11 protein-coding genes are annotated in these 13,471 nt (G+C 42.9%); 8 read left to right on the top strand and 3 right to left on the bottom strand.

Going from position 1 to position 13,471, the window contains the following annotated elements:
• Nucleotides 1-60 precede the first annotated feature (60 nt).
• From BUC01_RS09280 to BUC01_RS09245, 8 genes are all read left to right on the top strand, one after another.
• Nucleotides 61-1,620, top strand: coding sequence for a Gfo/Idh/MocA family protein (locus BUC01_RS09280; RefSeq protein WP_025834639.1), 1,560 nt, complete (start codon nt 61-63; stop codon nt 1,618-1,620).
• A gap of 306 nt (nt 1,621-1,926) precedes the next feature.
• On the top strand, nt 1,927-2,748 hold the full coding sequence (gene cysQ, locus BUC01_RS09275) for a 3'(2'),5'-bisphosphate nucleotidase CysQ (protein WP_025834641.1): 822 nt from the start codon (nt 1,927-1,929) through the stop codon (nt 2,746-2,748).
• Nucleotides 2,749-2,766: 18 nt separating this feature from the next.
• Nucleotides 2,767-4,320, top strand: a complete 1,554-nt coding sequence (locus tag BUC01_RS09270) for an SLC13 family permease (RefSeq protein WP_073313488.1) — start codon at nt 2,767-2,769, stop codon at nt 4,318-4,320.
• Nucleotides 4,321-4,328: 8 nt separating this feature from the next.
• Nucleotides 4,329-4,934: an adenylyl-sulfate kinase gene (gene cysC, locus BUC01_RS09265; protein WP_073313486.1), complete on the top strand. Its 606-nt coding sequence runs from the start codon at nt 4,329-4,331 to the stop codon at nt 4,932-4,934.
• A gap of 10 nt (nt 4,935-4,944) precedes the next feature.
• A complete protein-coding gene (cysD, locus tag BUC01_RS09260; RefSeq protein ID WP_025834643.1) occupies nt 4,945-5,853 on the top strand; it encodes a sulfate adenylyltransferase subunit CysD in 909 nt (302 codons plus the stop codon).
• Between the two features lie 120 nt (nt 5,854-5,973).
• Nucleotides 5,974-7,437 carry a sulfate adenylyltransferase subunit CysN gene (gene cysN, locus BUC01_RS09255; RefSeq protein ID WP_025834645.1) on the top strand — a complete coding sequence of 488 codons (1,464 nt, stop codon included), beginning with the start codon at nt 5,974-5,976 and terminating at the stop codon, nt 7,435-7,437.
• Nucleotides 7,438-7,521: 84 nt separating this feature from the next.
• Complete coding sequence (locus BUC01_RS09250) at nt 7,522-8,628, top strand: cholesterol-responsive sulfotransferase (RefSeq protein ID WP_025834647.1); 1,107 nt, start codon at nt 7,522-7,524, stop codon at nt 8,626-8,628.
• Between the two features lie 34 nt (nt 8,629-8,662).
• Nucleotides 8,663-9,640, top strand: coding sequence for a PCMD domain-containing protein (locus BUC01_RS09245; RefSeq protein ID WP_025834648.1), 978 nt, complete (start codon nt 8,663-8,665; stop codon nt 9,638-9,640).
• 147 nt (nt 9,641-9,787) lie between these two features.
• Here BUC01_RS09245 and BUC01_RS09240 read toward each other — a convergent pair whose 3' ends face one another.
• The 3 genes from BUC01_RS09240 to BUC01_RS09230 form a co-directional block, all read right to left on the bottom strand.
• Entirely contained in the window at nt 9,788-11,008 is a 1,221-nt protein-coding gene (locus BUC01_RS09240; RefSeq protein ID WP_073313483.1) for an OmpA family protein, read from the bottom strand.
• Between the two features lie 60 nt (nt 11,009-11,068).
• The gene (locus BUC01_RS09235; protein WP_025835503.1) at nt 11,069-11,818 is read right to left on the bottom strand and encodes a YjbH domain-containing protein; all 750 of its coding nucleotides are present in this window, start codon (nt 11,816-11,818) and stop codon (nt 11,069-11,071) included.
• Between the two features lie 64 nt (nt 11,819-11,882).
• Entirely contained in the window at nt 11,883-13,469 is a 1,587-nt protein-coding gene (locus tag BUC01_RS09230; RefSeq protein ID WP_073313480.1) for a carboxypeptidase-like regulatory domain-containing protein, read from the bottom strand.
• Nucleotides 13,470-13,471: the final 2 nt, after the last annotated feature.

Genomic DNA, 13,471 nt, shown 5'->3' with positions numbered 1-13,471 from the left:
ATTTATATATTATGAAATAACATATTCCTTATAGAAGGGGGAACTAAAAATTATTTATGTATGAAGAATTTTAAATTTTTGTTGCTGAGTGCATGTGTTGCGCTGGCTGCATGTACGACTCAAAAGTCGTCGGAACAACAGATTTCAGACAAGGGGACGAAATGGAACTGGGACAAAGGGACGATTGTAGTGGAAACTCCTGAGCGTCCGGCCGGACAAACAAGCGTCATCGAACTGGCTTTGCCCAAAATGGAAACGGTACGTGTGGGGTTTGTGGGGTTAGGAATGCGTGGCCCTGGAGCCGTAGAACGTTTCACATACATTCCCGGTGTAGAGATTGTTGCATTATGCGATTATGAAAAGGAACGGGCTGAGAATTGCCAGAAGTATCTGCAAAAGGCTTCCATGCCTAAAGCTGCCGTATATTCAGGCGAAAAGGGGTATGAAGAGTTGTGCAAGCGTGATGATATAGATTTGGTTTATATAGCTACCGATTGGCTTCACCATTTCCCCGTGGCAATGTGCGCGATGGAGAATAATAAGAATGTGGCTATTGAAGTGCCTTCGGCTATGGACCTGAAAGAATGTTGGGCACTCATAGACATGAGTGAGAAAACTCGTAAACATTGCATGATTCTTGAAAACTGCTGCTACGATTGGTTTGAAATGAACACTCTCAATATGGCGCAGCAAGGCGTATTTGGTGAAGTTGTTCGTGCCCAGGGCGCATATATCCATAATCTGGAACCTTTCTGGGATCATTACTGGAAGAATGGTGAGAATGATAAACTGGGTTGGCGTCTGGAATATAACATGAAACATCGTGGAGACGTATATGCTACTCACGGCCTTGGTCCTGTGGCACAAGCGTTGGATATACACCGTGGTGACCGCATGAAGACATTGGTTGCTATGGACACTAAATCGGTAGTAGGCAAAGCGTTGGTGGAAGAAAGAACGGGACAGGCTTGTAAAAATTTCCGTAACGGTGACCATACGACTACGCTGATTCGTACTGAGAACGGGAAAGTTATTGAAATACAGCATAATGTAATGACTCCACAGCCTTATAATCGTCTGTATCAGCTGACTGGTACCAAAGGGTTTGCCAATAAATATCCTATACAAGGATATGCATTGGATGCAAAACAAATGAGTGCTTCGGGAGTTGCACCGGAAGTGGATAATCTGAATTCCCATAGTTTCATGCCTAAAAAAGATATGGAAGCTCTGGTAGAAAAATATCAGCATCCTATATTGAAGAAATATGGCGAAATGGCAAAAGAGGTAGGCGGACATGGCGGTATGGACTTCATTATGGATAGCCGTCTGGTGTATTGTCTGCAAAACGGTCTTCCTTTGGATATGGATGTGTACGATTTGGCTGAATGGTGCTGTTTGGCAGAATTGGGAGAATTGTCGATGGATAACAACTGTGCCGCTGTTGCTTTCCCGGATTTTACTCGCGGAGAATGGAATAAGGTGAAGGGGTATAAGCATGCTTATGCCTCTCCTGAAGAAGAGAGTGTTGCTATGGAGAAAGCTAAGGCTTTCACGGCAAAACTAAAAGAAAAAGGCGCTGCTGAATGGGCAGCTGCAACAAAAGAAGAGATAAAGTAAAAGTATAAGTATAAGCAGTAATCGGGTAAATGCCGGAAATCCGAGATAGGAATTATACGGAAAAGATGCTGTTTTTAGACTGAGAGAGTGTGTCAAAAGTGTTGCGCTATGTGTAGGGAAGAATAATTATTCGCCCGGAATGCACAAAGTGACTTTTGCCACACTCTCTTTCTGTTTCATGGATTGTGAAAAGTACTTATAAATGTATTAGGTAGTTTAAAAGAAGTTATAAAACAAAGGCCGGAAACTTTTGAGGATGAAAAAGTTTTTAATTTTGCGCACTATATATAAGTATAGATACCATATATGGAACAACGATATATTTTAAACGCGATAGATGCAGCTCTGCAAGCCGGTGCGGATATACTTTCCATCTATAACGATCCGGCATCTGACTTTGAAATTGAGAGAAAAGCGGATAACTCCCCCTTAACAATCGCCGACCGTAAGGCGCATGAAACTATTACCGGGTTTCTATGCAATACTCCTTTCCCCATTTTAAGTGAAGAAGGCAAACATTTGCCCTATGCAGAGCGTTCTGGCTGGGACGCCTTGTGGATTGTGGATCCGCTGGACGGGACTAAAGAGTTTATCAAGCGGAATGGTGAGTTTACGGTGAATATTGCGTGGGTGCATAATTCCGTGCCGGTAATGGGGGTAATTTATCTGCCTGTGAAACAGGAACTCTATTTTGCAGATGAGCAATTAGGCGCATACAAATTGTCCGGTGTGACTTCGCGCGGAGATGCCTCGCTGGAAGAATTGATGGCATCTGCTACCCGCTTGCCGACTATGACCGGCAGGGACCGTTTTGTGATCGTTGCTTCCCGTTCGCATCTGTCGCCGGAGACGGAGGCCTATATTGAGGATATGAAGCGCCTGCATTCGGAGGTAGAACTTGTATCCAGTGGAAGTTCCATTAAAATATGTCTTGTGGCGGAAGGGAAAGCGGATGTATATCCCCGCTTTGCGCCTACTATGGAGTGGGATACGGCGGCAGGGCATGCCATTGCGCGAGCAGCCGGAATGGAAATCTATCAGGCAGGGAAGGAAGAACCGCTTTGCTACAATAAAGAGAATCTGTTGAATCCCTGGTTCGTAGTTGAACCCAAGCGAATGAAAAATTAACAAGATACAGTGTAATATATGACATTTGAGATATTATTCGTGCTTTTAGGACTTCTGGGCATGGTTGTAGCATTGGTTCTGGACAAAATGCGCCCCGGAATGGTACTCTTTTCCGTTGTAGTCCTGTTCTTGTGTGCAGGTATTCTGTCGCCTAAAGAGATGTTGGAAGGGTTCAGCAATAAGGGGATGATTACTGTAGCTATGCTGTTTCTTGTCAGTGAAGGTATCCGTCAGTCAGGAGCTTTGGGGCAGGTTATCAAAAAATTGCTTCCTCAGGGCAAAACGACAGTATTTAAGGCGCAATTACGTATGCTTCCTGCGATTTCTTTTATTTCGGCTTTTCTCAACAATACTCCTGTTGTCGTCATATTTGCCCCTATTATCAAGCGTTGGGCGGAATCGGTGAAATTGCCTGCTACCAAGTTTCTTATTCCTCTTTCTTATGTGACAATCTTGGGTGGTGTCTGTACCCTGATAGGAACTTCTACAAACTTGGTGGTGCATGGCATGATACTGGAAGCCGGTTATGAAGGATTCACTATGTTCGAGTTGGGAAAAGTAGGGATATTCATTGCCATTGCAGGTATCATTTATCTGTTTTTGTTTTCTTCCAAGCTATTACCGGATGTGCGTAAAGATGCAGTGAGGCTGGATGATGACCAGGATGAGGGCAGTAGTCTGCATCGGGTTGAAGCAGTGTTAGGCCCCCGTTTTCCCGGTATCAATAAAAAGCTGGGTGATTTCAATTTTCAGCGTCACTATGGAGCGGCCGTAAAGGAAATCAAGCGAAGCGGTCAAAGCATTACGGAGAATCTGGATAACGAAGTGTTGCGTGAAGGCGATACGTTGGTAGTGATGGCGGATGACTCTTTCGTTCAGACTTGGGGTGAATCTTCCGTGTTCGTTTTGCTGGCTAATGGCAAAGACAACGAACCGGTGCCGGGAAAAGGGAAACGCTGGTTTGCCCTTATTCTGCTGATACTGATGATTACCGGTGCTACGGTAGGAGAGTTGCCGGCTGTGAAGGAGACTTTTCCTAATATAAAGCTGGACATGTTTTTCTTTGTTTCCGTAACTACCATTATTATGGCCTGGACTAAAATATTCCCTGCCCGTAAATATACCAAATACATATCCTGGGATATTCTGATAACGATTGCCTGCGCTTTTGCCATTAGTAAAGCGATGGTTAACTCCGGTGTAGCGGATGTGGTGGCAAGCTACATTATCGGTATGACCGAGCATTATGGCCCGCAGGTGCTTCTGGCTGCCGTCTTTATCATAACAAACCTATTTACTGAGTTGATAACCAATAATGCCGCTGCTGCATTGGCTTTCCCGTTGGCTCTCTCTATTTCTGCGCAGATGGGAGTTAGTCCCATGCCATTCTTTGTAGTGATTTGTATGGCTGCTTCTGCCAGTTTTTCCACGCCTATCGGTTATCAGACGAATCTAATTGTGCAAGGTATCGGAAATTATAAGTTCACTGACTTTGTCCGCATCGGTTTGCCATTGAATATTATATCATTCCTGATATCCATATTCCTGATTCCATTAATCTGGCCCTTTTAATTTTGATTATGACAGATAATAATATATATCCGATTTTTGATAGAATGTTGTCGAGAGAGGACAAGGAAGAACTTCTCGGTCAACATAGTGTGATGATATGGTTTACCGGATTAAGCGGTTCCGGCAAAAGTACAATAGCCATTGCTTTAGAGCGTGAACTGCACAAACGCGGTTTGTTGTGCCGCATTCTGGACGGAGATAATATCCGTAGCGGCATCAACAATAATCTGGGCTTTACCGAAGCCGACCGTGTAGAAAATATCCGCCGTATAGCCGAAGTTTCCAAACTTTTTCTTGATACAGGCATTATTACTATTGCTGCATTCATCAGTCCTAACAATGATATCCGCGAAATGGCGGCTAATATTATCGGACAGGATGATTTTCTCGAAATATATGTCAGCACTCCTCTGAGTGAATGTGAGCGTAGAGACGTGAAGGGTTTGTATGCCAAGGCGCGTAGGGGAGAGATTAAAAACTTTACGGGTATTTCCGCGCCGTTTGAGGCACCCGTTCATCCGGCACTGACGCTGGATACCTCAGTACTCAGCCTGGAAGAGTCAGTCAATAAGTTGCTTGACCTTGTTTTATCGAAGATACAGATTAAAAAGTGATTATATAGAAATGGAAGAATATAAATTAAGCCATCTGAAGGAACTCGAAGCCGAGTCCATTCATATCATCCGTGAAGTGGCTGCGGAATTTGAGAACCCGGTGATGCTCTATAGTATAGGCAAAGACTCCTCGGTGATGGTTCGTCTTGCCGAAAAGGCTTTTTATCCCGGTAAAGTGCCTTTCCCCTTGATGCATATCGACTCGAAGTGGAAGTTTAAAGAGATGATCCAGTTCCGTGATGAATATGCCAAGAAGCACGGTTGGAATCTGATTGTAGAAAGTAATATGGAAGCTTTCCATGCGGGAGTGGGACCTTTCACTCATGGCAGTAAGGTACATACAGACCTGATGAAGACAAAAGCCCTTCTGAGTGCTTTGGATAAGTATAAGTTTGATGCAGCTTTTGGTGGTGCACGTCGTGATGAAGAAAAATCGCGTGCCAAAGAGCGCATCTTTTCTTTCCGTGATAAGTTTCACCAGTGGGACCCGAAGAACCAGCGCCCGGAGTTGTGGGATATCTATAATGCCCGTGTGCATAAAGGAGAGAGTATCCGCGTGTTTCCGTTGAGCAACTGGACGGAACTGGATATCTGGCAATATATTCGTTTGGAGAATATTCCCATCGTTCCGTTGTATTATGCTAAAGAACGTCCTTGCGTGGAAATGGACGGTAATCTGATTATGGCGGATGATGACCGTCTGCCCGAAAAGTATCGTGACCAGATAAAAATGAAGATGGTACGTTTCCGCACATTAGGCTGCTGGCCGCTGACCGGAGCTGTGGAGAGCAATGCTGACACCATTGAAAAGATTGTAGAAGAAATGATGACTACTACCAAAAGCGAGCGTACTACCCGTGTAATCGATTTTGACCAGGATGCCAGCATGGAGCAGAAAAAGCGTGAGGGGTACTTTTAGGAATTAAGAATTAAAGAATTAAAAATTAAAACCTGAGGATTGGAATCCTAAACCTGACCTTTAGAAGTTTAAAGCTCAGGTTTAGGAGACTAAAGGTGACAATTAAAAAGTAAAAAAGTGATGGAGAATAACTCTAAATTAGATATTAAGGCTTTTCTGGATAAAGATGAACAGAAGGACTTACTTCGTTTCTTGACGGCTGGTTCGGTAGATGATGGAAAATCCACGCTGATTGGACGTTTGCTGTTTGACAGCAAGAAATTATATGAGGACCAGTTGGATGCACTGGAACGTGACAGCAAACGTATGGGAAATGCCGGTGACCATATTGATTACGCATTGCTGCTGGATGGTTTGAAAGCCGAACGTGAGCAAGGCATCACGATTGACGTGGCATATCGTTATTTCTCTACCAATAACCGTAAGTTCATCATTGCCGACACTCCGGGACACGAGCAGTACACGCGCAATATGATTACCGGAGGTTCGACAGCCAATCTGGCGATCATTCTTGTAGACGCGCGTACAGGTGTCATCACACAGACACGCCGTCATTCTTTCCTGGTTTCTTTATTGGGCATTAAGCATGTGGTGCTTGCCGTTAACAAGATGGATCTGGTAGATTTTTCAGAAGAGCGTTTTAATGAAATAGTTAATGACTATAAGGCGTTTATCGCCCCGTTGAGTATTCCGGATGTAACTTGTATTCCCTTGTCAGCGTTGGATGGCGATAATGTGGTGGAAATATCTGAGCGTACTCCCTGGTATAATGGTATCTCTCTGCTCGATTTCCTGGAGACGGTGCACATTGATAACGACCATAACCTGACAGACTTCCGTTTCCCGGTACAATATGTATTGCGTCCTAATCTCGATTTTCGTGGTTTCTGCGGTAAAGTGGCATCGGGTATCGTTCGTAAGGGAGATGAAGTCATGGCATTGCCTTCAGGCAAGAAATCACATATCAAGAGTATTGTTACTTACGATGGAGAAGTGGAATATGCTTTCCCTCCCCAGTCCGTGACTTTGACTTTGGAAGATGAAATAGATGTGTCCAGAGGAGAAATGTTGGTACATCCCGGTAATTTGCCTGTTGTAGACCGTAACTTCGAAGCAATGCTGGTGTGGATGGATGAGGAGCCGATGGATCTCAATAAGTCTTTCTTCATCAAGCAAACTACTAACTTGAGTCGTTCGCGCATTGATAGTATCAAATATAAGGTGGATGTCAATACCATGGAGCAATTATCAATTGACAATGGACAATTGACAATGGACACTTTGCCGATGCAGCTGAATCAGATAGCCAGGGTAGTACTCACTACTGCCAAAGAGATGTTCTTTGATCCTTATCAAGAGAATAAGGCTACAGGTGCATTTATCCTGATTGACCCGATAACCAATAACACCAGCGCCGTTGGTATGATTATCGATAGGGTAGAGGATAAAGATATGCATCTTTCTGCGGACCTTCCTGTACTTGATTTATCAAAACTGGGTATTGCTCCCGAGCATTATGAGGCCATAGAGAAGGCAGTGAAGGACTTGGAACGTCAGGGAATTACTGTCGTAATAAAAAAATAAGAATTAAATATTAAATAAATGATACTTGAGAATTAAGGGTTTTAATTTTTGAACTTTCAATTCTCAACTCTCAACTTAACAACTATGGGTTTACTCGAATTTAATAAGCTCCCTATAAATACATTAGTGGGTGCTGACTGGAAGACTTTTAATGCCATAACACAAGGGCGGGAAATCGATGCGGCCTATAAAGGTAAGTATCGTCTGACAAAAGCGGTGTGCCGTTTGCTTTCTACTTTGGCTCCTTTGCAGAACGGGCGTTTTGAAAAACAATTGGCATCTCAATCTTTAGAGCACGACCCGGTATTCATTCTCGGTCACTGGCGCAGCGGAACCACTTTTGTACATAATGTGTTTTCATGCGACAAGCATTTTGGCTATAATACTACTTATCAGACGGTTTTTCCACATTTGATGATGTGGGGACAGCCTTTCTTCAAGAAAAACATGAGTTGGCTGATGCCAGATAAGCGCCCTACGGACAATATGGAGCTTGCTGTAGATTTGCCACAGGAAGAAGAGTTTGCGCTTGCCAATATGATGCCTTATACTTATTATAATTTTTGGTTTCTTCCTAAATATCAGCAGGAATATGCAGATAAATATCTGTTGTTTGATGATATCACGGAGGAAGAACTGAAAGTGTTCGAAGAAGTATTTCTCAAGTTGATTAAGATTTCATTGTGGAATACTCATGGAACGCAGTTCCTGAGTAAGAATCCTCCGCATACAGGACGCGTAAAGGAACTGGTAAAGATGTTCCCTAATGCAAAATTCATCTATCTGATGCGTAATCCTTATACGGTATTTGAAAGTACCCGCAGTTTCTTTACGAATACAATTCAACCGCTGAAGTTGCAGGATATCAGTAATGAAGAACTGGAGAGTAATATTCTTTCTATTTATGCCAAGCTATATCATAAATATGAGGTGGACAAGTCATTCATTCCTGCCGGTAATCTGATAGAAGTAAAATTTGAGGATTTTGAGGCGGATGCTATGGGAATGACTGAGCAGATTTACCGGGATTTGTCTATCCCTGGATTTACGGAAGCTCATGCTGCCATAGAAAAGTATGTAGGTGGGAAGAAAGGGTATAAGAAGAATAAATATAAATATGATGACCGCACTGTGCAATTGGTTCAGGATAACTGGAGCTTTGCATTGGAACAGTGGAAATATGATATTTAGTAATTGTCAATTGTCAATTATCAATTTAAAAAAAATGCAGAAGAAAATTTGTATGTATGGTTTGCTATCCGCTTTTTTATGTTGCGGAATGGCATCTGCACAGCAGCAACAACAACAGCATACTGTGGAGATGATTCCATTCGGCGATATGAACCAGTGGGTAGACCGGCAGATTAAGGAGTCGGGCATTATCGGTGGCGCAATGAAGAATGTGTATGCCATCGGACCGACCGCAACTATTCGTGAGAATAAAGCCTATAAGAACATGGGCGGTTCACCGTGGGCAACTTCCAATGTGATGGCGCGCGTGGCTGGCATTACTAAAACGAACACTTCCGTGTTTCCGGAGAAGCGTGGAGATGGTTATTGTGCACGCATGGATACCCGTATGGAGAGTGTGAAAGTATTGGGAATTGTTGATATCACGGTACTTGCTGCAGGCTCCATGTTCTTGGGATCAGTGCATGAGCCAATCAAGGGAACTAAGAATCCGCAGAAAATGTTGGATTCAGGCATTCCTTTTACCAAGAAGCCCATTGCTGTCCAGTTTGATTACAAGGTGAAGATGTCCGATAGGGAAAAGCGTATACGCGCTACCGGTTTCAGTCGCATAACCGATGTGGACGGTAAAGACTTTCCGGAGGTAAATCTTTTCTTGCAGAAACGTTGGGAGGATAAGGATGGCAATATATTTGCCAAGCGTGTGGGAACTATGGTAGTGCGCTATTACAATACTACTCCCGATTGGCGTGATAATGCCACTTATTCAATCATGTACGGTGACATCACCGGTGATCCTGCCTATAAGCCACACATGATGCGCCTTCAGGTAGAGGAACGTTATGCTATAAATAGTAAAGGTGAGAGTGTTCCTGTGAAAGAAGTAGCGTGGGGGACGGAAGAAGACGTACCTACTCATTTATTGTTGCAATTCACTTCCAGTCATGGAGGAGCGTATATCGGCTCTCCGGGTAATTCGCTTTGGATTGATAATGTGAAATTGGTATATTGAAGACTTTCGTCCCCTTGCCAACTCATTTGATTCCGCAGGAAAGGGAATTATCCCCCGGCAACGTATTTTATAAAACAAAGAGGGCAGCTAACATTAATTAGCTGCCCTCTCTCAATTAAGAGCTTTAAACTCTTTGATCCTTATATCTTATTCCAGAATTACTACGCGGTTCAAATAGTTCTTACCGAACATGTTAGCTGTACCACCGAAGCCTACGAGTTCGAGTTGGTCTTTGCTTACGCCTTCTTTAATCAATGCGTCGTAAACAGCCTGAGCACGTTTTTCAGACAACTTCTGGTTCCAGGAAGCGCTACCTGTAGCCTTGTCAGCGTAACCGGCAACTTTGTACTTCTTATCCGGGTTAGCCTTCAGAATCTTAGCAGCCAACTGGATGTTAACCAAACCGTAATCATCGATACGAGCGCTACCAATCTTGAAGAAGATGGCACGAGGACCGGCAACTTCGATTTCTTTCACTACTTCCTTAGTTACAGGCTTAGCGTTAGCCAAAGCATTCTTAGCGTTAGCCAAGTCAGCCTGAGCCTGTGCAAGTTCGCTTCTGTACTTGTTCACTTCGTTGTTGATGGCATCCTGATCAACTCTTGAGCCACAAGGAACGAATTTCTTGCCACCGAAAGTATAAGTAGCACCTACTGTCAAACCTACAATACCTTCAGTCTTAGCATCGCTTACAGAACCGAAAACAGAAGGAGACACTGTACCACGAGCTTCCAAATCAATAGCCCATTTCTCATCAATGTTGTATTTAGCACCCAAGCCTAAGCTTGCACCAACCAACAAACGAACTTTATCATCTTTAGGATAGCTGTTGGCAGGATCCAATACTTGCTTGTAAGTCAAAGAACCATCAGCGTTAGCAGTTTCGGTGGTTTTTGTAGCAAGATTCCAAGTACTATAAGAGTTGGAAATATTCAATGTAGGACCTACAAAGAACATGAACTCGAACTTACGACCTTCCTTGTATCCACAGAAGAGGTTGGTCAGGTTCAGCATTGCGTCTGCATTCAATGCAACAAACTTCTTCTTGTAGTTATACCAGTTTTCATCCTTACTAACATTCTCGAAAGGATATTGAGTGTGAAGTTTACCAGACCATCCGGCAACCTGCCCACGGATACCCCATACCGGGCTGAAGAATTTTCCCAGTGATATGTTCACCAGGGGTGTTATGGATTCACCAAACCCATAATCAAAGTTGCTGGGGTTGGTTACAATTTGTCCACCCACGCCTACACTGATAAAGATATTGTCCTTCCAGCTCTCACTGGAGTACTTCTCTTTAGTCTGTGCATTGGCAAGGGTTGCCCCTGACAACAATAAAGACAATATTACTAATTTACTTTTCATTGTTTTTTCGTTTTTAATAGATTTAACTCTTTATTACTTATTCATTATTCACCATTTTTCTTATTTCAAGTTAAACTTGAACATTAATCCACCTGTGAAATATTGCATTCGTTGTAATTCCACCTGTAAATGCAAATGGTTGAACAACAAATAGGTGGCGCCCAACGCAAAATCCTTCGAATCATACTCTGCTATCACCCTCAAATCAGGAGCGAAACTTGGATTGTAAGTAATACCTGCCGCTATTCCGTTCAGTTTATACTCCTTTCTCTCATTATATAAATAGGAGAGGTGTATTCCGATTTCTTCACTTCCTATTGGCAGATGCTTGCTTGCTGCTATATAGAAACGGCTAAAATATCCGTTTCCGCTTGATGAACCAATCACACCGCCTCCGGAAGAAGTGAACGGGTCTGATGTTCCCAAAACTACAGCCGGCATATACTTCCAAAATTGTCCTTCTTTCAAAGCTCGCAGTCGGACAGAAAAATACCTGTCCTGATTCGTAAAACCTGAATAACCGTAAGGCTTCAAACCCAGTGCTTCCGCTTTAAAGAGAGTGCAGGTATAGGCAACCTCCAGAAAAGGGAAAATGGTCACGTTCAGGTAATAGTTGTACGTATGATAGTACCACGTAGGAGGAGTTATCTCCTTGTTCATAAAGTTGGCACCCAGCATTACTGTCTTGTCTTTCTGCATTTCTGCCGAAGGGGCATGCAACAATCCTGTAGTACCGTAAGTTAATTGAGCCGAAAGTACAAACGCACAGCATAAAAACAAGCACGTGACTATTATTCGCTTCATTCGCATCTGCCTTTCTCCATACAATTCATACTTTCGAATCAATCGCGATCTATTGTTTTAACAATCAGAATTATTCAGCTTCGATGATACCACCACCAGCATTACCTGTACCATGACCGTGGTCATGACCATGGTCGTGAGAAACCTTAACGATTTCCATATCGTCATAGTTTACGGTAGCTTTGCCAGCTGCGTTATATACTGCGTTTACTCCAGACAAGTCAACTTTTACTTCTGTAGTTTCTTCAGTCACATCTTCACCTACTGTGATAGTAGTAGTAGAAGTAACTTGAGTTACTGACAAAGTAAACTTAGTAAATTCTTGTTTAGAGGTGATGCTCTTAACGCCAGTGTAAGGAGCCAATTCAAATTCATATCCTTTCTCTACGAGAGTTGGGGTGAATCCGTTAGCTTGGATAGTATCAGTAGCAGCTTTCATAGCGTTCTTAACGGCAATACCCATTGCAGTTTCATTGTTAAGATCACCTGTGCTGGAAGAAATAAATTCTGTTCCAACTAATACAGGAATATCATAAGTGTATTTCTTCACTTTTTCAGTACCGTTCACAATCATTGGGTCGAATGAATCTTTTGTAGATTCGAAAGTCGGTTTTGCAGCATTAGTTCTGGTAACTAATACATTGAATGAGAAGTCAATCTTCACTTCAATATTCGGTTCTTCACCACCCGGTTCTGTTGAAGCCTCAGGCTTAGCAATTTTCTGAGTCATGGTCAACTCAATACCATTCTCATCTACGATTTTGAAAGTTGCATTAAAGAACTGAGCAGCAGCTCTGGTAGCAGTTACAAATTCTGTTTCAGGAACATTGAACTTATAAGCATAAGTATTGGAGTTTCCTTCACCATAGAACTGAGTGTTCTTGTCATTGAACAGACGTACAACCTTAGCCAACATCCATCTGTCACCGAACTTCAAGTCACCGGCAAGAACCACTGTTCCTGTAGCTGTCTTAACCAAAACGATTTCAGTTGCATAATCTTCAGTAGTAAATGCATCTGCGAAGTCGATAGCAACCTCTTTCTTTGCAGTCGGCAAAGTGATGTACTGTATAGTAGATACAAATCCGTCTTTACTTGCCTTAATCTTGTATGCACCGGCAGTCAGTGGAGTAGTTTTATAATCTACTTCAGTTGCACCTGCACCATATACAGTTACATCTGCATCGTTGATTATATTCATGTCTTCATCCAAAACTGTTACCTTGAGGTCGTATCTCAATTCAACCTCTTTGGTTGTAGCTGTTTTGCCTAATACGAAGTTAACAGGGTAAACTGCTGCTTGTCCCGGCTTCAGTTCGGCAATGTTTACGGTAGTCTCTTGCTTATCGAAACCTGTGCAAGAAGCTGTAACCTTTACAGCACCAGCTGACAAGCCTGAAATAGTGAAAGAACCGCCGCTCTGAGCGATAGTACCCTTATCTGATTCGACTGTAGCAGTAGTCAGGATAGAACCTTCAGCGCTGTAAATTGTACCTGTAATTGTGTACTGGGCGGCTGGCAATGTTACACTCTGGTCAGGATCGATGATATCCAACCCTTCATCCTTGTAACATCCAGTGAGTAATGACCCTGTTAAGGCCACTACGGCTAATGCTAATTTAGCATTGTAGCCGTTAAAGAAACTTTTCTTTTTCATCT

It is taken from the genome of Bacteroides stercorirosoris (genome assembly GCF_900142015.1).
GTDB lineage: Bacteria > Bacteroidota > Bacteroidia > Bacteroidales > Bacteroidaceae > Bacteroides > Bacteroides stercorirosoris.
This window is presented reverse-complemented; position numbering and strand designations above follow the sequence as displayed.